This window comes from Limosilactobacillus secaliphilus, from assembly GCF_001437055.1.
In the GTDB taxonomy this organism is placed as follows: Bacteria; Bacillota; Bacilli; order Lactobacillales; family Lactobacillaceae; genus Limosilactobacillus; species Limosilactobacillus secaliphilus.
The window spans coordinates 227,622-249,743 of record NZ_JQBW01000006.1; the positions used below are offsets into that span (position 1 = coordinate 227,622).

Annotated in this window: 19 protein-coding genes, 2 tRNA genes and 1 other annotated feature; of the genes, 5 read left to right on the top strand and 16 right to left on the bottom strand. The window is 46.9% G+C overall.

The genetic code is table 11. The annotated features are described in order from the left end of the window. Positions 1 to 26 precede the first annotated feature (26 nt). The 4 genes from IV45_RS03110 to IV45_RS03125 form a co-directional block, all read right to left on the bottom strand. The gene (locus IV45_RS03110; RefSeq protein WP_057740631.1) at positions 27 to 2,135 is read right to left on the bottom strand and encodes a PBP1A family penicillin-binding protein; all 2,109 of its coding nucleotides are present in this window, start codon (positions 2,133 to 2,135) and stop codon (positions 27 to 29) included. 156 nt (positions 2,136 to 2,291) lie between these two features. Continuing rightward, positions 2,292 to 3,980, bottom strand: a complete 1,689-nt coding sequence (argS, locus tag IV45_RS03115) for an arginine--tRNA ligase (protein WP_057740636.1) — start codon at positions 3,978 to 3,980, stop codon at positions 2,292 to 2,294. Between the two features lie 258 nt (positions 3,981 to 4,238). Continuing rightward, positions 4,239 to 4,309, bottom strand: a tRNA-Gly gene (locus tag IV45_RS03120). A 47-nt stretch (positions 4,310 to 4,356) separates the two neighbouring features. Next, a complete protein-coding gene (locus IV45_RS03125; protein WP_057740637.1) occupies positions 4,357 to 4,707 on the bottom strand; it encodes a hypothetical protein in 351 nt (116 codons plus the stop codon). 113 nt (positions 4,708 to 4,820) lie between these two features. On the opposite strand from IV45_RS03125, the gene IV45_RS03130 reads away from it, so the two are divergent. Continuing rightward, positions 4,821 to 5,183 (top strand): hypothetical protein, encoded by a 363-nt coding sequence (locus IV45_RS03130; RefSeq protein ID WP_157051195.1) that lies wholly within the window; start codon positions 4,821 to 4,823, stop codon positions 5,181 to 5,183. Here the strand turns inward: IV45_RS03130 and IV45_RS03135 are convergent. The 5 genes from IV45_RS03135 to IV45_RS03160 all read right to left on the bottom strand — a co-directional run bounded on the left by IV45_RS03135 (position 5,180) and on the right by IV45_RS03160 (position 9,302). After that, entirely contained in the window at positions 5,180 to 6,061 is an 882-nt protein-coding gene (locus tag IV45_RS03135) for a folylpolyglutamate synthase/dihydrofolate synthase family protein (RefSeq protein WP_057740641.1), read from the bottom strand. The two genes, IV45_RS03130 and IV45_RS03135, sit on opposite strands and share 4 nt — an antisense overlap. Before the next feature lie 244 nt (positions 6,062 to 6,305). Continuing rightward, positions 6,306 to 6,389: transfer RNA gene (locus tag IV45_RS03140), tRNA-Leu, on the bottom strand. A 595-nt stretch (positions 6,390 to 6,984) separates the two neighbouring features. Next, entirely contained in the window at positions 6,985 to 7,662 is a 678-nt protein-coding gene (locus tag IV45_RS03150) for a CPBP family intramembrane glutamic endopeptidase (RefSeq protein ID WP_057740643.1), read from the bottom strand. Positions 7,663 to 7,675: 13 nt separating this feature from the next. Beyond that, entirely contained in the window at positions 7,676 to 8,686 is a 1,011-nt protein-coding gene (gene rbsR, locus IV45_RS03155; protein WP_057740645.1) for a ribose utilization transcriptional repressor RbsR, read from the bottom strand. A gap of 22 nt (positions 8,687 to 8,708) precedes the next feature. Next, entirely contained in the window at positions 8,709 to 9,302 is a 594-nt protein-coding gene (locus IV45_RS03160) for a hypothetical protein (RefSeq protein ID WP_057740647.1), read from the bottom strand. 147 nt (positions 9,303 to 9,449) lie between these two features. On the opposite strand from IV45_RS03160, the gene IV45_RS03165 reads away from it, so the two are divergent. After that, positions 9,450 to 10,082 (top strand): deoxynucleoside kinase, encoded by a 633-nt coding sequence (locus tag IV45_RS03165; protein WP_057740649.1) that lies wholly within the window; start codon positions 9,450 to 9,452, stop codon positions 10,080 to 10,082. 86 nt (positions 10,083 to 10,168) lie between these two features. On the opposite strand, the gene IV45_RS03170 is transcribed toward IV45_RS03165, so the two are convergent. The 4 genes from IV45_RS03170 to pepV form a co-directional block, all read right to left on the bottom strand. Beyond that, entirely contained in the window at positions 10,169 to 11,113 is a 945-nt protein-coding gene (locus IV45_RS03170; protein ID WP_057740650.1) for a glucosaminidase domain-containing protein, read from the bottom strand. Between the two features lie 76 nt (positions 11,114 to 11,189). Further along, entirely contained in the window at positions 11,190 to 12,569 is a 1,380-nt protein-coding gene (locus tag IV45_RS03175) for a L,D-transpeptidase family protein (protein ID WP_057740652.1), read from the bottom strand. A 185-nt stretch (positions 12,570 to 12,754) separates the two neighbouring features. After that, positions 12,755 to 13,249 carry a universal stress protein gene (locus tag IV45_RS03180; RefSeq protein ID WP_057740654.1) on the bottom strand — a complete coding sequence of 165 codons (495 nt, stop codon included), beginning with the start codon at positions 13,247 to 13,249 and terminating at the stop codon, positions 12,755 to 12,757. Positions 13,250 to 13,312: 63 nt separating this feature from the next. Next, the gene (pepV, locus tag IV45_RS03185) at positions 13,313 to 14,713 is read right to left on the bottom strand and encodes a dipeptidase PepV (protein WP_057740656.1); all 1,401 of its coding nucleotides are present in this window, start codon (positions 14,711 to 14,713) and stop codon (positions 13,313 to 13,315) included. Positions 14,714 to 14,812: 99 nt separating this feature from the next. Here pepV and IV45_RS03190 point away from each other — a divergent pair, with 99 nt between their 5' ends. Continuing rightward, complete coding sequence (locus IV45_RS03190) at positions 14,813 to 15,673, top strand: NAD(P)H-hydrate dehydratase (RefSeq protein ID WP_057740657.1); 861 nt, start codon at positions 14,813 to 14,815, stop codon at positions 15,671 to 15,673. A 17-nt stretch (positions 15,674 to 15,690) separates the two neighbouring features. Continuing rightward, positions 15,691 to 16,497, top strand: coding sequence for a Cof-type HAD-IIB family hydrolase (locus IV45_RS03195; protein ID WP_057740659.1), 807 nt, complete (start codon positions 15,691 to 15,693; stop codon positions 16,495 to 16,497). A 65-nt stretch (positions 16,498 to 16,562) separates the two neighbouring features. Here IV45_RS03195 and IV45_RS03200 read toward each other — a convergent pair whose 3' ends face one another. The 3 genes from IV45_RS03200 to leuS form a co-directional block, all read right to left on the bottom strand. Next, positions 16,563 to 18,221: a putative polysaccharide biosynthesis protein gene (locus IV45_RS03200; RefSeq protein ID WP_057740661.1), complete on the bottom strand. Its 1,659-nt coding sequence runs from the start codon at positions 18,219 to 18,221 to the stop codon at positions 16,563 to 16,565. 78 nt (positions 18,222 to 18,299) lie between these two features. After that, positions 18,300 to 18,572 carry a type II toxin-antitoxin system HicB family antitoxin gene (locus IV45_RS03205; RefSeq protein ID WP_057740662.1) on the bottom strand — a complete coding sequence of 91 codons (273 nt, stop codon included), beginning with the start codon at positions 18,570 to 18,572 and terminating at the stop codon, positions 18,300 to 18,302. 74 nt (positions 18,573 to 18,646) lie between these two features. Then, complete coding sequence (gene leuS, locus IV45_RS03210) at positions 18,647 to 21,067, bottom strand: leucine--tRNA ligase (protein ID WP_057740664.1); 2,421 nt, start codon at positions 21,065 to 21,067, stop codon at positions 18,647 to 18,649. Between the two features lie 77 nt (positions 21,068 to 21,144). Next, positions 21,145 to 21,353 (bottom strand) — a binding site (T-box leader). Between the two features lie 88 nt (positions 21,354 to 21,441). Between leuS and IV45_RS03215 the strand changes: the two genes are divergently transcribed. After that, the gene (locus IV45_RS03215; RefSeq protein ID WP_083487248.1) at positions 21,442 to 22,086 is read left to right on the top strand and encodes a phosphatase PAP2 family protein; all 645 of its coding nucleotides are present in this window, start codon (positions 21,442 to 21,444) and stop codon (positions 22,084 to 22,086) included. Positions 22,087 to 22,122 lie beyond the last annotated feature (36 nt).

Sequence of the window (22,122 nt, forward strand, 5' to 3'; positions counted from 1 at the left end):
TCTTTTATTGTAGCATGCGCTCCGTCTTACTGAAAGAGCGAAGAAATGCCGTCCCATAGGCGTTTAGCTTTTTGACCTAGACTGCCGGCTCCCTGCCGAACCTGGTTGGCAAAGTCACCCGCATCCGTCCAGAAGTCGTTACCACTCTTGGTACCCTTCTGCGCCTTTTCTTGGGCGTCTTCAACCTTGAACTTGGTGCCCGCGGTGTGCGGCAGCAAACTACCCATTTCAGCCTTGAACAGCGAGTTGATGTTGTTTTCCTGAATGTTGGTCTGCTGATTTTGCTTATTATCGTAGCCTTCCCAGGTTGCCACGACCACATCCGGCGTGTAACCAACAATCCATTGGTCACGATTGGTCTGGTCATTCTTAATCCCAGTATCGGTGGTCCCGGTCTTACCGGCAAGCGTGTAGCCTATTGGTTTAGCGCTCTTACCGGTACCGTGCTTGTAGACCCCGATCATCATGCTCGTCATCGTATTTGCATTCTTCTTAGAAATGACCTGTTTGTTAGTCAACCGGGACTTGCGCTTGATAGTATGTCCAGTTGCGTCCTTGATGCTAGTGATGAAGTGACTCGTTGGCAGTTGACCATCGGCAGCAAAGGCAGAATAGGCACGGGCCAACTGTTCTGGAGAAACACCCTTCGTCATTCCGCCAAGGGCCAAGGCAAGGTTCTTATCGCCCTTCTGAACAGGGAGGCCAAATTTCTGAGCCATAGCATAGCCCTCGTTAACGCCGATCTTGTTCAATAGCCAGACTGCCGGTGCGTTCAGCGATTCATACAGGGCTTTATACATTGGCACACTGCCGCTGTACTGGTTGTTGTAGTTATGCGGCGTGTAATGGTTGGTACCGTACGACTGCTTCTCATCTTGCAAGTATGAGTCATAGTAGTAGCCATGCTCCAGTGCTGGCGCGTAAACGGCAATCGGCTTCATCGTGGAGCCCGGCTGCCGCCGCATTTGGGTCGAACGATTGTAGCCACGGAAGACGTGCTTCCCACGGCCGCCAACAACCGCCGTTACCCCACCGGTCTTCGGATTCATTGCCAAAGAGGCTGATTGGACCATTGAGCCAGTGGACTGTGGGAAATTGTCGTCATCATGATAGGTTTTCTGCATTGCCTTCTGCTGACCCTGGTCGAGGCTGGTATAGATCTTGTAGCCATCGTTCATGATTTCCTTTTCGGTCAAACCATAGTCCTGAATGGCCTCACTGATGACCGCATCGAAGTAGTAAGGATAACGGTAGGTGCCCGACGCGTGATAACCATTATTGATCGTCAATGGTTCTTTTTGATAACGTTTGGCCGCAGCTTGTGACAGCTTATGATTGTCTACCATCAGCTGCAAGACCACGTTCCGCCGTTGCTTACATGCCTCTGGGTGGGCAACTGGGTCATATGTACCTGGCGACGTGAGCATGCCGGCCAAAGTCGCCGCTTGTGGTACCGTTAACTCACTGGCGTCACTGTTGAAGTATCGCTTAGCCGCGTCCTGGACTCCCCAAACCCCGTTGCCGAAGTAGGCATTGTTCAGGTACATGGTCAGGATGTCTTTTTTAGAATATTGATTTTCGACTTCCACCGCGATGAAAATTTCCTTGGCTTTCCGCGAGAAGGTTTGCTGTTGGGTCAGAAAAGCGTTCTTGACCAGTTGCTGGGTCAATGTGCTCCCACCACCAGAAATATAGTTGCGGTGCATGATTTTGTTTTTGACCAACAACAAGCCGGCCCGCATGATCCCCTTCACTGAGAAACCATGTTCATGGTAGAAGTTCCGGTCTTCCGTTGATAAGACCGCATCAGGCACGTTTTGCGAGATCCGGTCCAGTTTGACATAAGTCCCCTTCTGCGAATAGAGGCTGCCTGCCGAATTATGGTTGCGGTCGTAAATCATTGTGGGCTTTTCCAGCCGGGATTGTAGATTCTTAACGTCGGCAGTCTTAGCTACAAATGTCAGGTAAATGCTGGCCATTAAAAAGAGGCTCAGAAAAACGATGATCAGCCACCTGGTCAACTGATAGCGATGCCACTTCTTCTTCAAAAAGCGCCATGCCCGTCGCACCCAGTCAGCCACCATCATCTTTAGTTTTTTCGTCCATGTCGACTGATCCTGTGGTGCACGTTTCATAACTTACTCCCATTTAGAAATACTGAACCCAATTTTACCACGCCGAAAACAAAACTCGATGATGCTGCTCGGCCTTAGTTAATTCTTCAACTTTAAAAACAAAAACGTGCAAACAGAAAGTTTCTGTTTACACGTTGTACTCGGCTTGAAGCGAGATTACATTTCATCAGGTGCCTTAACGCCTAACAGGGCCAGGGCAGACTTCAATACATCACTGACTGCCTGAACCAATGCCAACCGTGATTCACGACCTTCGTCATCAACGAGGATCCGGTTGTGTGCGTAATACTGGTTGAAGTCCTTGGCTAATGACAATGCGTACTTCCCGATCAATGATGGATCGTATTCGGCTGCCGCACGCTCGATCACTTCACCGAACTGGCCCAGACGCTTGATGATTCCCCAGGCTTCGTCACCGTTCAAGTGGATGGCAACGTTCTTCAGGTCAGGTTGACCGGCCTTTCGCAGGATACTTTCAGCCCGTGCGTGGGCGTATTGAACGTAAGGACCGGTTTCACCTTCGAACTTAACCACGTCTGCCAGCTTGAAGTCGATCGAGTTAGTCCGTTCATTCTTCAAATCGTGGAAGATTACAGCACCGACACCGACTTGTTTAGCAACCTCATCCGCGTTGGCCAACGTAGGGTTCTTCTCGGCAATCTGCTGACGAGCCAGCTTGATGGAGTCGTTCAAAACATCCTCCAACTGCACAATGTTTCCCTTCCGCGTGGACATCTTCTTGCCGTTCAGACTCATCAGGCCAAACGGAATGTAATGAATCTGCTTGGACCAGGTGAAGCCCATTTCGGCCAAGACAGCCTTCAATTGATCGAAGTGGTTACGTTGTTCGGCCCCAACAACGTACAGGGCCTGGGCAAAGCCATACATCCGCTTACGGAAAAGTGCGGCGGCAAGGTCACGGGTCATGTAAAGTGACGAACCGTCGGACTTAGTGATCAAAGCCGGATTCAAGTTGTACTGGCTTAAGTCCACAATCTTGGCACCACGACTTTCCTGCAACAGGCCTTTGTCAGCCAACAACTGGTCGATTTCTGGCATCTTATCGTTGTAGAAGGCCTCACCGTTGTAGGAATCAAAGTGAATATCCAACATTTGGTAGATCTTCATGAACCGGGAAAGTGAGGCAGCTCTGAACCACTTCCACAGGCGCCGAGCTTCCGGATCGCCGTCTTCCAGCTTCTTGAACCACTTCCGGCCTGCATCCGCGTACTCAGGGTGTTCGTCGGCTTCCGTATTGATCCGCACATAGTACTTTTGCAAGGTGTTGATTGGGTCCTTCTTAACGGCTTCTTCGTCGCCCCACATCTCATATGCGGCCATGAGCTTCCCGAATTGGGTGCCCCAGTCACCTAAGTGGTTGATCCGGATTGGGTTGAAGCCCACCTTGGCCAGAATGTTAGCAATGGCGTTACCAATGACCGTTGACCGTAAGTGACCCATCCCCATTGGCTTGGCGATGTTTGGTGATGACAGGTCAATTGCGACATTAGCTAAATGGCCAATGTTTTGCCCACCATAATTTTCCGGATCTTGCAAAATCGTCTGCAAGATAGTGGCGGCCACTGCCTGCTTGTCCAAGTAGAAGTTGATGTAAGGACCAGCCACAACAACTTTTTCAAAGCCTTCTTGATCCACCTTAGCGACCAGGTCTTTAGCAATCAGCTGCGGTGCCTTATGCAAAGTCTTGGCTAAAAAGAAGGTTGGGAATGCGTAATCCCCATTCTTCTCGTCTTTAGGCCGTTCAATCTTGTTTAAAATCTCTTCCGTGCTCAAATCTGGCAATGCCTTACTCAGCGCGTTCGCTACCGTTTGACGTTCGTCCATCATAAAACCTCCTGCAAATAAAAAAGTCCCCAATAGGTCTTTGCCTATTAGAGACGAGAATTCCCGCGGTACCACTCTAGTTGAATTTACATTCCACTCAATATTAATTGAACTAAAATCTGCCAGCACGCTTTCAGCTCCGTCATCAATTCGTCTTCCATCAACACGAACTTGCTGTATGAATCAAAAGCCTACTACTCCAGCAAACGACCGCTGTTAAATAAAAAAGCATCATCAAGTGACGGTGCTTAGCGGCTAAGCGGGTAACGAGAATCGAACTCGCGACTTAACCTTGGGAAGGTTATGTTTTACCACTGAACTATACCCGCAAAATGAATGAGTAAATGCTTACTCATTCGATAATACCATATTTTTATTAATTGTCAGTAGCTTTTTTTGTCTTTTTGCTCTTTGCCTTGCTGCTCTTACGCTTGCGTGACGTCTTGTTGGCTTTAGCAGCCTTTTCTTCGGCTTCTTTTTCTTCCAAAGCAGCCACTTTGCGATCTTCATCCGTCCGTGCAACAGCTTTGAGCATCTTGGCTTCACTCTTTCGAATCACAGCACGACCGTTTAATTCGTTAACGCTGGACTTGTCTGATGGGTTGAAATCATCAATGGAAACCATCAACGAGTTATCGTAAACCTTTTCGACCACACCGGAAAAGTTATGTTCCAGCTGACCAAATTTTTTGCCTTCAACAACGTCTCCAACCTTAAAGAAAGTCATTCCAGCCACCTCGCAGATAAAAGTTTCAACAGTATAAAATATTCTACTCTTTTTATAAGGCTTTCTCAAGTAATCGACATTATCGTCCGTACTTTTTCAAAAAATGATAAGATATGGTTGAGATTATTGGCTGGAGGGATGAAGTGTTGGTATTTGCCTATTTCTTAGTTTTTAGTTTACTGTTCTTAATCTGCCTGCACTTAGGTTTAAATGCCACGATTGAGAAGCGGGTGTCAAAGTGGCTGGTGCTTTGCCGCTTGTCAATTTCTGCTTTGGTGATCGGTAAAATTGTTCAGCTCTTGCGGAACCTGCATTTTTCGTGGGGCATTAACCTGATTCAAGCATTACTTTTGATCGTCGTCATGATGTTAATCGAGATGGGCTTCCGGCGTAAGCGGCTGACGTTCGGTGATCCCCACCTTAATTTAGTGTTGGAAGTTTTATCTTTGTCGGTCGCCATCATTACACTGATCTAATCAACCAGCGCCTTGCAGCTGGTTTTGACGGTCAAGCCATTTTCCTTCAACCAATTGACAGTTGTCAAAATAAGATATAGATTACGCAGTTTCCTCTTACTTAGCTTGCCAGGGAGGGTCAAATTAAAATGCTGTTGCGGGGTCCTTACTTGCAGGAATGCAGGTAAGGACCCTTCTTTATTGAGGCTCAAAGTCACAAATTGTTTGCTTTCGATTACACGCACACCTTTTGATCTGACGATGGCGGCAATTTCTTCATGAAACTCCCCTTGAATACCAGGACCAACGATCACCGCTTTCGTCCCCGGTTTAACGACCCCTGCTTTAGCCTGAGCCACTTGGTGGATGGTGCTGCCTAACTTCCGCCAATGATCCATGCAACAGCTGGTCACTACCACCAAATCTGGGGCACCAATGGCATTACTGGTATCACCGATGCCACCCATCACCGCTGGCAGAATCAACCAATCGACATTTTTCTCGGCAAAGTAATTTAAGCCAATTAAAAAGGTCCATTCAGCCTGGGTGAGTTCATTTTCGGTCATGTCTAATGGCAAGTGACAATAGATTTGGAGGAAATTATGGATATAGTCTTCTTCACTAATTGATTGGCCATTAATCTTGATCTGGCTCCGGGGATCACTGCTCAGGCCCCCAATTAGACAAGCAATTTTTAGTCCACTTTGCTCCATTAAACGATCCAGGACTTTGACAAAATCACGCTTACCATGGGTGCCCACCACGTGGATGATCCGATAGAACTGGTCAGGGCGATTCAAATTTAATAATACTTGGCGAACTAAGCCAACTCGGTCACAAGACGTATTAATGCAAGAATTGTTTTTGACAGACTCAATTAGGTCCTTATAGTTATCCACAATCATTCTCCTTATCACAATCGGGCGTTTATCCTGAAATCGGTTTCTAATATTAACATACGTGATGCGCTTACAAAAGCACTAAAATAATCAGATAAATGGTGATAAATAAAAGAATGTCAACAATAAACAAGGCGACAAGAATAATTAATTTGTTAAATTGCTGACCGTTGTGAATACTGATAAATGGATAAGCTAAAAAACACAAAAAAACCGCTAGACATATATGTCTAGCGGTTAATGATGCCCCAAACAGGATTCGAACCTGTACATGGTTACCCATACAACGACCTGAACGTTGCGCGTCTGCCAGTTCCGCCACTGGGGCATTTTTTCAACACCAACTAATATACGTTATTTTTATGATTTTGGCAAGGCCTATTTTAAAATATCTTTGTTTCACCCACAAAATAATGTGCACCGCTGGCTGACAAAGATGGTGAATCTTTTAATTTTAAAAGTATTGGGCTTATAATAAATTTAGTCTGTGCCCTTAGTGTAACTGGATAGCACATGAGATTTCGGTCCTCATACTCGGGGTTCGAACCCCCGGGGGCGCATTTTTATTTGGTCACCTATGTGTGGCCTTTTTTTGTACCTACACCACAAAAAAAGCCGCCTCAGGATGAGACGACTTCTACTAAGGGAAGGATTAATATTTTACTTTGCGAGAAAGCTCTTTTTTCAACTCAACTCATATCTTAAATTATTAAATTCTTCCGCAAAGTAACTTCACAACTTAGTGCACGCTGGTAACTACAATCTTAAAAAACACAATCTTTCTAGTTACACTTATGCTGCTTCTAGCCTACTAATACTTCAACTGCTAAGTTAACGTAGATTTCTTGTTGCATCTACTTTTCTGTCCTTCCACGCTTTTAATATACCATTAAATGTAAGCGGTTGCAAGGATAAATCCGAAATTAATTTAACAGAGCAATTAGGGCCAATAAATTGTTCAAAGCATGCAATAGAATCGTATTGGTTAGGCGTCCGGTTCGCCGATAAATGTAGGCAAAGACTGCTCCCATATAGAAATAAATTAAATATGAGATCGGCGTCGTACTGGAATGAGCCAAGGTAAACATTAATCCTGACAAAAGGATCGGCAACCAGTAGGCATCATCTTTATAAAACAAGTTCATCAGGATGCCACGAAAAATTAGTTCCTCAGCAATTGGGCTTAAAACGACCGCAGCTATTGACATTAAAATCAATGCTTGGTGGCTACTACTCATGATTGCTTTGATGGCATCATTATTGGCCGTGCTGGACTGATGGTAAATGGCTTGATTCAGTCGTGCCAGCGCATTTTCTCCCACAATCACCAGTAACCAGCCGATGACCGGCCAGCCGACATACATGATCGGTTGCTGTTCTTGTGCCGGCCAACGCCGATAACGACGGTATAACCACCATGCCCACACAATGATCAGCGCAAACACGAAGAGGTAGATAATAGGACCGATTATCGTTTCTTGACCTTGAGTATGATAGTGAGGCAGCAACATCAAGATCACCGGCGGCACCTGAATTACCAGCATTAATAATGCAATTAATAGGATCCTAATTAATAATGGCGGACGTGCTGATCTCGTCATATTCAACCCCCTATTATTTTTTTACACTGGTACTTTCACGCTGAACCAGCTTGACTGGAAACTTGATTAATTGCCGATCAATATCCGGTTTTTCAAGACGATTGACCAACAAGCGCGCACTTTCGCGTCCAATCTCGACTACTGGTTGAGCAATCGTTGTCAACCGTGGATAGACATACTGGTCCAAGTCGATATCATCATAACCAATGATTGATAGGTCACCAGGCACGTGTAAACCACGTTCATTTAGGCCACGGTACAAACCAATGGCTAAAATGTCGTCAGCACAGAAAACAGCTGAAACATTGCTGTCTAACACTTTCTGGGTAGCCTCATACCCGGCCTTCATACTGAAATCAGCGTGAATCTCGGTTAAATTATCTGCTGGTAGTCCCGCCTGCTTGATGGCTGCTTTAAAACCGCGCAAACGTTCACGAACATTGATTGTCGAGTTCGCCGGCAATAAGATCGCCATTTTCTGGTGGCCCAATTCAGTCAGGTGCTGACCTGCTAGTAAACCGCCATTATAATCGTCAACCTCAATCCGATCGGCAAGATTAGCAATCTGGTTTTGATCAAATAATAGGTACGGGACCTGCAGTGGTTTTACCAGCTTATCAATGGCCTCAGCGGTGATGGAAGCACTCGCAATGATTAAACCATCCACCGAATGCTCCAAAAGTTTACCCAGGTAGTAGGTTTCCAACTTCACATCATGGTTGGCACTGAAGACCATTGGCATATAGGTGGCATCACGACAATATTCTTGAATCCCGTGAATAAAGCTGCTGAAGAATGGGTTGCGCAAATCCGGAATCAGCACCCCTAACATCTTTGAGGAATGCAAGATTAAATTACGGGCATTGAAATCAGGAACATAGTGCAGCCGTTCTTTTACGGCCAACACACGGTCTCTGGTCTCTTGACTAAAGCGGCCGCCCTTATCGTTTAAAATTTGTGAAACCGTGGTTACTGAAACACCGGCCTCGTCTGCCACTTGCCTAATTGTTACTTTTTTTGCCATCATCGATCTCCTGTATTCCTTGTTAATCATCAAAAACTGATCGCATTACAGCCTTGGTCGTCGCACTCTGAGTTCCAAAAGCACGAAGATAGTCAATCTGTGCCAATAAAATATCATACTCCCACTCGGATGATAGATCGTGCTCATTGTAGTAATGCAGAGTCAGCTTTTGTGCAGTTAATTGATGCACAAAGCCCTCAAATTCGTCTTGTGCTTTGTATTTACGCGTTCCCACAACCACTGCTTCATCCATCGATTGTGCCTGTGTCAGCATCGTTTTCAACAAACTTTTATTTTCATAATGATGCTGTTTTAAGAAACGCTCAGTCCCCCATAAATCATAATAATGGTTTTTGCGCGCTACTGCACCTTTTATTGCAACCGTTTTTAAATAATCCGTAAATGCCCGGACCTTATGGATGCTGGTCAGGCGAATGGCAATCAGACTGCTCACTTTGCCATCCCAGTCAATACTCTTCATCAAAACAAATAAGGGGTCAATGGCAATCACGTAACCCACGTTGAAATCATTGTCATCATTAAAGTTATAAACTTCGAGCATCCGCCCTTGCTGCTGGGCCATTACTAATTGTGCCCGAATTTCAGCAGTATTCATAAGACATCCCTTTTCCGAAATTTTTTTGGCCCGCTTTCCCTGTCAGCCGGGAGTTTTTTGAGCCTGCCTGAAATCATTTCATAGGCAACGACTGCTGAATGTAGTAAGATAGTTATCGTTGTTAAATTCTATTAAAGAGGGGCCACTATGGTGATTATTACAGCAGGCATGATTGGCGTCGGTAAAACTACCCTAACTGGTAAGATTGCCGCACACCTCCACACAAAAGCATACTACGAACCAGTCGGTGAAAATCCAGTACTTCCACTATACTACAAGAATCCCAAGCAATACGGCTTCTTGTTACAAATCTACTTTTTGAACAAACGCTTTTCAATGATCAAGCAAGCTCTGACCAACGATAATAACGTACTTGACCGGTCAATTTACGAAGATGCGCTTTTTACCAAGGAAAACAACGAAGAAGGCAACATTTCCGACACTGAGTTATCCGTGTACCTAAAATTACTGGATAACATGATGAAGGATCTGAGTCAGTTGCCGAAGAAGGCGCCTGACTTAATGGTTTATTCAGAAACCGACTTTGATACGATTTTGTACCGGATTAAAAAACGGGGCCGCGATTACGAACAAATCGATAACCGCCCAGACCTAAAGGATTATTACTACAAGATGTGGAATGCCTACAAGGATTGGTACCGCGATTACGATGCCGGTCCGAAGATGAAGATCGACTTACAGAAATACGATCTGGAAGAGCCAGAACACGTCAAGGAAGTATTGGCAATGATCGACGAACGGTTGAAGACGATTCGTTAATCGATCAAACAGACAGACCGACAACAGGCGCCCAGCGTTCAGCTTTAATCGAACGTTGGACGCCTATTTTGCATTAACAATTAATCTTATTTCATCAATCGACGCAATAAACCCAATATGCCAAGTGAACCGGCACCACCTGCGATTGGCCATTGCCATTCAACCGTTTGCTTAGCAGGCGTGGCTGTCTTATTCACTTTGCTTGCCACCTGAACTTGTGGTTGAGGATGATCAACATGGACCTGTTTTGTGGCCATAGCTTTTTCCTGATCAAAATGGTCAAGATGGTAATGTTTGATCAAGAGGTTCAGCTTCTGGTCATAATTGGCATCCGTAGCGTATGTCCCTTTTAAGTGGCGCGTTGCCTCTTGATAGTTTTGCGACTGTGACCGATGACAGCGACGATACAGTGGTGCTTGCATAATTTTTCCATAGTTGTCTAATGCCGCTTCAATGCCGTTATAAACCTGAAAGTTTGCGCATACCGCACACATTTGCTTGCCGGCTTGCTCCAGAGTTGGCATACAAACACCTCCACCCTTAACGCCCATTGGATTATGGTACTTTCGATATAAGGCGCTCTGACCCCAACTGCTTTCGAGAATGGCCTGGGCGATCATCACTGATGGGTACAAGTCATAACGTTGGCCGAATTTGCGGGCTAAAGGACCAAAAAATGCAATAAAATGCTGTTTTTCTTTGTCCAGGACCGGCAAATTCTGCTCGCTAATTGTTTGCTGACCAATCCCGTCCGTCTTATTTTGAGGCGTCTGCCTTGAGCCACTGTCCGTCTCCTGATCTTGAAAGGCTTGCCGACACTGTCCCAGAGCAATCGCTAATTGTTGTTTATCGTCTGAGGACATTGCTTGTAATTCAGCTGCAGATAATGGTGGCCGTTGCCCGTTCACGATGGCTGCTGCTAATTCGTCAGCGGCTTCTGAACTATCCACTACGTCGGCTTGGACAACTACCGGAAATTGCATTAATGTCCATGCAAATAAACACATCACGATCATCAATTTTTGTTTCATTTTAATTTTCCCCCTCAATTTCTAAGTACGGGAGAAAAATAAAAAGGCCGGAAAATTTCCGACCTTTTTAACGTTATTAGTAAATGATGACCGGTTCATGGGTTTCCATGGCCTCAAAGGCAGGACCAGCGTCACCCGGATGCATGTTGCAGCAACCATTGGACCCATCAGTCAAGTAAGCCCGAGACGACCAGTTAGTCCGCCAAGATGCATCATGGAAGCCATCGCCACTATCCGTGAATGGTGACCAGTACTTAACCGGTGAGGCATAAGGACGACCATTCTTGCTTGTCCCTCGCAATGTCGCATTCTTTTGTTGGTAAAGAATATACCAGACTCCCTTAGGCGTATCTTCGCCATCGGAATGCTTACCACTGACAATGTTTGCGCTAAAGACTTCCTTGCCATTCTTGTAGAACCAGGCATGCTGCTGCTCGATAGACACTTCGACATAGGTGTCACCCAAGCCATCGTTCTTCTTAACGCCATAGCCTAAGCCGTGAGCGGTGTAACCGAGGCCCTCCAAATCAGTCTTTGCATCAACCTTGCTCTTACCGTCAACCAGACCCTGTGCTAATGTTTGACCGGCCTTATGAGCATTGATCTTCCAGCAATAGGAGCCGTCCGTTGCCGTCTTGATTTCCTTGCCGGCGTGCGTTCTGAACTTGAAGGCCTTGCCCAACGTAGCCTGCTTTTCGTTGATCTTCTTGATCTGGCTGTTAACCTTGCTGGTATCGTAGTGATAGCTGCCGTTATATGTGGCCTTGGTAATGACCTGATCAGCGTTAAACTTGTACTGTTTGTCTTCAACCTGGTAAGTAATCTTAGCGTTGTTCAAAGCCTGCAGCTTCTTTTGTTCACGCTTAATCGTTGAACTACCAGGACCCAGTGGTTGAAGATAGTAAGTTGGCAAATGCATAACCACGTCGTATTGATGGTTGCGCAGATACTTTGCCAACCGTTTCTGATCGTAGTAGTTACCTTTCTTTGGTTCAATCACATTTACATGATTGTTCTGCCAGGTAACCTTTGCATCCACTGGCTTCTTACGTGTCTCATTCAACACCGCGATTTTCTCATTTACCGCACTGCGCATTTCTTTGGCAGCCTGCGTATCGGCGTTGCTCGGCGTCACAGTCAACTCACGCTTTTGCTTGCTCGGGAAGAAGGTGACTTGCTTCTTTAATGCTGCCTTCACCTTTGATTGATCAGCCGACGTAAAGCCGGGATCAGTCGTCTTGCCAGAATAAATCTTTTGGCCATTCAAGTAGACATCATTGCTGATCTTAGTCGAAGACAGTTTGTGATAAGCCTGTTGAGCGTTCATCCCGCCAACTGCCACCCCATTCACAGTGACCTGCTTATTAAAGTGAGTTGCTTGGTGCCAGTAATTCAAGCCTAATAGGACTACGACGATAGCAGCCGCCGTCCAAGCAATTCGTGTTCCTCTCTTCATATATATCTCCCCAAAAATCGATTTGCCAGCTACTCTCACGGCTGGTTAACGTTTAGTATCATATCACTTTCTATACGGAATTATTAGTAGTCATAAGTGACATAGTCCAGCATTTTTTGATAACAAAAGGGCGCTTTGAAATAGCGTCCTTTGCAATCAATTATTTACCCTTGTCAAAGTTATTATTAAACTTCAGGATAGGAAACTTGGTCAACGTGGACCTTCTGATTGTTCTGGTCGGTCTTAACTACCATTACGTCACATGGTGATTCACGGACAACATAAGCAGCCGTTGAACCAACAATCATCCGGCCAATCACATTCAGGCCAGTGGCACCAACAACAATCAAGTCGATGTCATGCTTCTTTGGGTAGTGTTCCGTCAAAACAACCTTGGCGTTACCAACAACAACCTCAGTATGAACGTCTTCTACCCCTGCATCATGAGCCTTCTGAGATAATTCGTCAAGACTCTTGCTCATCTTGTTCTGGGCAGCGTCATACATGTGCTTATCCACAATGCCATATCCAGCAGCTGTTGGGTAGTGTTCACCATTAATTACACACAGTAAGAACAACTTAGATTGATTTTGCTTGCAAACCTGCACTGCTTTATCAAAGGCCATCTTAGACTGTTTGGAGCCATCGATACCAACTAATACATTTTTATATACACTCATACAACTCACCCCATTTTCGAATTAATCTTTTGTACACATCTATTCTACCATGTTTAACTGCAATTATTCGCCTGCAAGGTCGTAAATTGCTTTCATGTAAATTGCCATGGACGAAATCAAGTCGTCAACCGGCTGATATTCGTTGGCTTGGTGCATTGTGTTCGGGGTGTTCGGCATTAAAGCACCAAAGGCAACCCCACGCTTCATCAGTCGTCCATAAGTGCCGCCGCCCACTACTTCTGGTTGCGCCGCCGTATCGCCAGTGACGTCTTTGTACGCGTTTAACAGGGTGGTCACGATTGGGTCGCTCGGATCAACATAGTGCGGTTTTTCGAAACCATCATAATGTGCCTGGAAATGGTAAAGATTTGCCAACGGTTCAATCTTTGCCAAAAGTTTTGCTGGTTCGACACCTTTAGGGTAGCGGAAGTTCATGTCGATATGCCCAGTCTCGCCCTGCTTGAAGGACATCAGGCCAACGTTCATCGTCATCTCACCCATGATACTGTCCGTGTAGGCAATCCCCAGGTGATGGGCCCGGGTATCATCATGCAGATAATGAGCAATGAAATCTACAAAAGACTTGGCATTGCCACCTAAATTCAGTTGGGTTAAGAAAGTTGCCAGATAGGTACCGGCATTGATCCCCTTCTCTGGTTCCATCCCATGGGCAGCCTTGCCGATCACTTTCACGTGCAGGCCATCCGCTTCCTTGTTCAATGAACCATCAACTGGGTTTTCCTGGACAAAATCATCAAACTGTTGGGCAACGGTTTGTTCGTCGCTAACAGCAATCACGGCGTCAGCTTCACGTGGGACCATGTTAAAGCGGAGGCCGGAATCAAATGACTTTAACTGATCGTTGCCATCATTATTGGCGTCCATGTCCAACAGCATGGATACCTGTCCTTTTTCGCCATTGATCAGTGGAAATTCGGCATCAGGTGAGAAGCCCATCGTAGGTGCTGGTTCGGTGGCAAAGTAATGGTGCATGCCGGTCCAATTGCTTTCCTCATCGGTCCCCACAATGAAGCGGATCTTCTTATTAAACGATACGCCCCGTTCCTTCAAAATTTTCAGAGCATAGTAGCAGGCCATGCCCGGGCCCTTGTCATCCGAAGCGCCCCGGGCAAATAGCTTGCCATCCTTAATAACGGGGTCAAACGGGTCAGTGTCCCAGCCATTACCAGCGGGCATTACGTCAACATGGGCTAAGATGGCCACTGTCTCGTCACCATCACCAACTTCAGCATATCCGGCCACGTTGTCGATGTTTTTGGTCTTGAAACCATCTTTTTGGGCCATCTTTAAAAAGGCATGCAAGGCCGCTGTGGGACCGGGGCCTAATGGTGCATCCGCACTGGCCTTTGTGTCGTCGCGAACACTCTTGATTTTCAATAAGGTCGTCAAGTCACGCAGGTAGTCATCCTGGTGATCTTTAGCAATTTGTAGCCAATCAGTCATTTTGAGTTCCCCTTTTTAAAAGACTTATAGAAGTATGATACCATATGTGGTAATCACTCTTTACGCAAAGGCTCAAAGGATTTTCAAAGGAGCATTATTATGCAAGTCTTAGATGATTCAATTTTGATGAAAGTAATCAAGCCACGGCCACAGGAGAGTTTCAAGGGAACCTTTGGCAAGATCTTGCTTGTCGGTGGCAATCACCAATTTGGTGGGGCCATCATCATGGCAACCACCGCTGCCGTTTATAGCGGTGCGGGTCTTGTCACAGTGGCAACCGACAAGATCAACGCTGGACCACTGCGTTCACGCCTGCCAGAGGCCATGGTAATCGACTTTGACGACCAAGAAGCCGTTAAAAACATGGTTGAAAAGGTCAACACGGTGGTTGTCGGGCCGGGCCTAGGTGAGGAAAGTGAGAGTCGAGCCGTCCTGGATAACGTCTTCTCCCACACCCAACCGGACCAAGCCGTTGTGATTGACGGATCAGCAATTACGATGATTGCCAAACAACACATTCAACTGCCAAAGGGGCACCTGATCTTCACACCCCACCAAATGGAATGGCAACGCCTGTCAGGCATTAAGATCAGCGACCAAGTTGAAGCAGCCAACCGTGAAAAAGTTGACCAGTTGGGTGGGATCGTTGTACTGAAAAAGCACCACTCAGAAATTTATACAGCGGACAATACCTATCAACTGCCAAATGGTTCGGCCGCTCAAGCGATTGGTGGAATGGGCGACACTTTGGCTGGAATGGTCGGTGGTTTTACTGCTCAATTCCGGACCAACCTCACCGATGCTGTTTTGGCTGCCACTTACGCTCACAGCGCCGTAGCTGACCAGATTGCCGAAGACCAATACATCGTCCTGCCTCATCAGATTAGTCTGGCCCTGCCACGGTTCATGAAGAAAGTGGCTGAACAGAGTCACGACCAACAAATTGGTTTTATTCACTAAATTTACAAGGAGAAACTATGACAGCACCTTTTAAAGCAATTGCCGTTGACATGGACGGCACCTTTTTGGATGATCAAAAACAGTTCAATCGCAAGCATTTCAATGAGCTCCTGGATAAATGCCGGGCACAAGGCGTTCGCTTCGTCATCTGTTCTGGCGACCCCTTGCTCTGCTTGCAGCGCTTCTTCCCAGACGAACTGAGTGAATTGACCATTATCGCTGAGAATGGCGCCCAGGTCGAAGCGGCTGACCAGCCAGTGATCGTCAAGACGATGGACAAGCGACTGGCCCATGACATGATCAGCTTTCTGGTCAAGTCAATGCACCTATCCCCAGTTCTGTCGGGAGTGAATGGCGGCTATATTGCCCGTGATGCTGATCCGGCTGTGATCGACCACCTTTCCTTCTATTATCCCGTCTTACACCGGATCGATTCCTGGGCTAGCTTGCCCGACGATCAGTTCTTCCAGGCTTCCTTCTTGATTGACGACTCAGAGGTCAAAGCCGCTCAAGATCGTCTTCAGCAGGAATTTGGCGATGAACTCACCATTACACCCAGTGGCAACGGCTCCATGGATCTGACCATCCCCGGAATCAACAAAGGCTGGGCACTTCGTCAATTAATGGCTGACTGGAACATTACTGGCGACGAACTCGCTGCTTTTGGCGACGGTGCCAATGACGTTTCAATGTTGGAATTGGCCAAGTATAGCTTTGTGATGCCCAATGGTGGTCCCGAGGCTGCCGCAGCGGCTAATTACACCGCCCAAGCGGACAACAATCATGATGGTGTCTTGACCACCCTTGATCGATACCTGAACTAAGATTTCTATCAATAAAATAAGGGCGGACCATGAAGATTTCATGGTCCGCCCTTTTAAGTTTGATTTTAATTATGCATATGCAGACGCTGGCGAAGACTGTCAAGTGGTGCACCCAGAATACTGTCAGCCAAACGGTACCGCAAAGCGAGATAAGTGAAGATGGCCACTCCGAATGCGACCCCGACGACCAAAGTGAAGAAGGCCGCGTGTCGAGCATATGGACTGATGAAAAGGCCAAATAACATCATCAATGCCTTCACACCGACAAACATGATCAACGAGTAAGCCAAAATCTGGTTGGTTGCTTTGGCCATGTCGTTAAAGTGCAGCCCAAATTCCATGTTGAAGGAATGAATAACCAGATAGTTCAGGCCAAACATTGAGAGCCCCGTGGCCAACAGTGGTCCTAAGCCCTCTAAAAGCCAAATACATGGAACTTGCAGGATGAACTTCACCACCACGCCGATGAAGAGATATTTGATCATCCGCCGATTTTCAGAGATTCCCTGCATCATTGCCGCAACTACGGTGTACATCCCCATCGGAATCGACACGAAGGTTGCAAACTGAAGAACAGTGATGCCGGCCGCATCGTAACGGTAGAAGACGGTATAAAGCTGTGATGCCACTGCTTCCACACCTAACGTGGCGGGAATCATGACAAAGTAGAACATCATCAGGGCATTTTCAATCTGCCGCCGCATGCTCTCCTGGTCTCTTTGTGCCCGAGCCGTTGCCAAGAGCGGAATGGCAGTCACAGCCAGAGCAGTAGCAAATGAAATGATAATCATGTAAAGCTTATTGGCGTTGAAGGAGAACAGCGCGTAGACGGCGTTCAACTGGTAATTGGTGTAGTTGCCAAACCAATGCATGATTCGGTTGAAAGTGTATTGGTCAATCAGCTGGTAGATCACAATCCCTGATTCAACAATGATGAAGGGAATTGACTGGTAGATAATTTTAACGATCAAATCAAACGAAGAGATGTCACGATTGTTGTTCCCTTCTCGCTCCAATTGTTTCATTTCGCGAGAGTGGCGCATGTAAGAATAGGTCAGCACCATAATGGCTCCCAGCGCACCGATGAAGGCGGCAAAGGTTGACTGCGTAACGGCGACCACCCAGCTACCCTTCTGAATCTTCATGATCAAGAAGGTAGCGACCAGCATGTAGATGACCCGGAACAGTTGCTCAATGAACTGGGACATCGCTGACGGCGCCATCCAGTTATATCCTTGCAAGAATCCCCGGGTGATGCTCATCGGCGGAATAATCAGGACCGCCCATGCCAAAGAACGGACGACGGGAACCACATTGGCGTCCCCATCGGCCAGGATGTTTGCCCCAAAGGCCATGATGATTGCACAGATCACACCCATCGCGGCCGACACGTACATTCCGGCATGGTAAACCCGCTTGCTGACAATATATTGGTCCAGCCCATTATAGTGACCAACCAATTTCGACATGGCTGATGGGATCCCCGCCGTTGCAATCGTTAGAAACATGCTGTACAAGTTATAACCTTTAGCAAACAGCGCATTGGCCTGTGTACTATAGGCACCAAACCATGTTACCCACGGGATCACGTAGATTGCTCCAAGGATCCGTGACATGATACTACCAGCCGTCATCCATGCTGACCCAGACAGCATCTTATTCCGTGAATCTTGGAATGTCTGTTGGGCCGATGACGTTGTCTGTTCTTGATTATGAGTTTCCATCCTCTACACCCTTCTAATGATCTAAATAAGCAATACGCCTATTTTAGCTTGTTAAAATCACCTATGCAATTATGTTATTTAATATTGGCTCAAATCTGTCTCAATCATTTCGACCTGTGCGCCTTTGCCCAGGCGGTTTTGCACGCTTTGCAGGCTGGAAGGCTTCGGCACCGGTTCATAATGACTTTCCAGATCAATGATGATGATTGCTAAGCCGATTTTGGCCCGCAGGCGTGCCCGCTGTTCATCTGCGTCAGTCACGTCTGCATCCGGTAGGTCGGGAAAATGGATCACCGTCTGTCCCTTGTCTTGTTTGATCACGGCTGGATAAGCAACTTCATTCTTTTCCATGACTGCTCCTTTGCAAGCACAAAGCGGTCTCCAGCTTCAATAACGAAGTCTGGAGACCGTTTTTCGTTAGCTAATTATTTAACGACGATGTTGACGATCTTGTTTGGAATGACAATGACTTTCTTGACGTCCTTGCCAGCAACAAACTTCTGCACGTGTTCGTCAGCTAATGCCTGCTTTTCAACGGCATCTTTGTCAGCATCCTTTGGTAATTGCAGCTTGGCCCGAACCTTGCCGTTAACCTGAACGATTACTTCAACGTTCTTTTCGACTAACTTGCTTTCATCGTAAGTTGGCCATGGTTGGTAAGTAATCGTGTCACTTTCGTGGAATTGACTCCACAGTTCTTCGGCTAAGTGCGGCATGATTGGGGCGATCATCTTAACGAAGCCTTCCATGTATTCAACCGGCAAGTCATCAACCTTGTAAGCTTCGTTGACGAAAACCATCAGTTGTGAAATGGCAGTGTTGAAGTGCATCCGTTCGTAATCATCGGTGACCTTCTTAACCGTCTGATTGTAAACCTTGTCCAGCTTGTGGTCATTAAAGTTGGATACCCGGTCACGCAGGTGGTTGTTTTCATCCATCAACAGGCGCCATACACGGTGAACCCACTTGTTGGCACCATGAAGACCCTTTTCATCCCACGGCACACTTTCTTCCAGTGGGCCCATGAACATTTCATAGAGCCGCAGCGTGTCAGCACCGTACTGGTTAACAATGTCGTCTGGGTTAACCACGTTGCCCTTGGACTTGGACATCTTTTCGTGGTTGGAACCTAAAATCATCCCTTGGTTAACCAGCTTCATGAATGGTTCAGGGGTTGGTACTAAGCCTTCGTCATACAGGAACTTGTGCCAGAACCGTGCGTATAACAGGTGCAATACGGCGTGTTCGGAACCACCGACGTACAGGTCAACTGGTGACCAGTAATCCAGTGCCCGCTTGGAAGCAAATTCCTTATCGTTGTGAGGGTCGGTGTAACGCAGCCAGTACCATGAAGAGCCGGCCCATTGTGGCATCGTGTTGGTTTCCCTCAAACCGTGACGGCCATTCTTGTCATAAACGTTGACCCAATCCTTAATCTTGGCCAGTGGTGATTCACCAGTCCCGGATGGCTCAATGTTGTCGGTGTTTGGCAGCTTCAGTGGTAATTCATCTTCAGGAACTAAGGAAGTCGTGCCATCGTCCCAGTGAATAACCGGAATTGGTTCACCCCAGTAACGTTGACGGCTGAAGATCCAGTCCCGCAGACGGTAGTTAACCTTCTTGCCACCACAATGGTGTTCAGTCAGCCAGTCAATCATCTTGGCCTTAGCTTGTTCAATGTTCAAGCCGTCCAAGAAGCCGGAGTTCACGTGCTTGCCATCGCCGCTGAATGCTTCCTTGGACAAGTCAGCACCCTCGATGATTGGCTTGATTGGCAGGTCGAACTTCTTAGCAAAGTCGTAATCACGCTGATCACCGGCAGGCACAGCCATTACGGCCCCAGTACCGTAAGAAGCCAGTACGTAATCGGAAATCCAGATTGGCAGCTTTTCGTTGTTAACCGGGTTAATAGCGTAAGCACCCGTGAACACACCGGTCTTATCCTTGTTCAGATCCGTCCGTTCCAAATCAGAACGACGTGAAGCTTCTTCTTGGTAAGCCTTAACCGCTGCCTTCTGGTCAGGCGTAGTGATTTCGTTGACCAGGTCTAATTCCGGAGCCAGGACAACGTAAGAAGCCCCAAACAGCGTATCGGCCCGGGTAGTGAAGACTTCAATCTTTTGATCGTCGTGGTCAGCAATCTTGAAGTAGATCTTGGCCCCTTCTGAACGGCCAATCCAGTTGCGTTGCATTTCCTTGATATTTTCCGGCCAGTCAATCAGGTCCAAATCATCAATCAGCCGATCAGCATAGGCAGTGATCTTCAGCATCCACTGCTTCATTGGCTTACGGTAAACTGGGTAACCACCACGCTTGGTCTTGCCGTCTTCAACTTCTTCGTTGGCAACAACCGTGCCGCCCATGAAGTCTGGTGCCCAGTTAACCATGGTTTCCTTTTCGTAAGCCAGGCCCTTCTTGTACAGTTGTTCAAAAATCCACTGGGTCCACTTGTAGTACTTTGGATCGGTCGTGTTGACTTCACGATCCCAGTCGTAAGAAAAACCAAGTGACTTGATCTGGTGACGGAAGTGGTCAATGTTCTTGTTCGTGAAGCTCTTCGGGTTGTGGCCGGTCTTCAAAGCGTATTGTTCGGCAGGCAGGCCAAAAGCGTCAAAGCCCATTGGGTGCAGCACGTTGAAGCCCTGCATCCGCTTCATCCGGGCCATCACATCAGTAGCGGTGTAGCCTTCGGGGTGGCCAACGTGCAGGCCTTGGCCAGATGGATAAGGGAACATGTCCAAAACATAGTATTTCTTCTTGTCCCGGTTAATCTCAGCGTGGAAGGTATCATGCTGATCCCAGTAACGCTGCCATTTTTTCTCAATTGCTGAATGATCGTATGCCATAGTGTCTCTCCTTTTCAACGACGTAACGAACTTCTCCTGATTCTGATCACAAAAAAAGTCCTGTAGATGTCTATCATCTACAGGACGAAAAGTATCCGCGGTACCACCCGTAATTCTACTAAAAAGTAGCTCTCAACGGCTTTAACGCGGCCAACGCTGTTCCTTACTATTAATTCAGCAACAGTCGATTTTAGGGCCAGTTCACTGCTGTCCGCCCCGCATTTTCACCACCATGCGGTCTCTGACGACTTTCAACGGCTACTATTCCCTTCGTGATCAGATATTACGCGTATCATAGCAACTTTAAAGCGCAAATGCAAGCAGATTCTCGCGACTTTTGTTAGGATATAGGAGTAATTAAAGGAGTCTGGACCATGAATAAACGTACTAGCTGGCTACTATTTTCACTTTGCCTGCTTATTTTTCTTAGCTTACTGATCTTAATATCAACGGTTCCTCTGCGAGTGACCGCGGTTGATTCCATGATTCGCAACTGGGTCAACCAATTCCATTCACCAGTTGCCAATGCCTTTTGGGAACAAATCACCAGCATGTTCAATGCGCAGGCCTCAGTTTTCTGGGCCTTCGGAGTGTCTCTAGCCGCCTTTATCGGTCACGACTGGTACTTTGGCCTGCAAATTACGAGCACGATCTTTGGCGGCCTTATCTTAAACCACTTTGTGAAAATCGTCGTTTGTCGGCCACGGCCGGTCATCAGGGTGCTCATGCATTATAGCGGCTACAGTTTTCCCAGCGGCCACTCGTCAACCGCCGTCTTAATCATGGGCTCACTAATCTTAATGGTTAATCATTGGCTGCATTCCCGCCACCTCAAGGCCCTTTTGGATACCTGTTTGGTCTTAATCATTATTCTGGTAGGATTTTCACGAATCTTTGTGGGCGCCCATTTTCCGAGCGACGTCCTCGCCGGCTGGTCGCTAGGTGTCTTCGTTCTTTCCGGAATCAACTTGCTAGCCATCAAATTTGATCCGTCTAAAGTGATTCATCAGCAACCATAAAAAGCTGCCCACAGTGGTTTGTGGGCAGATTTTTTA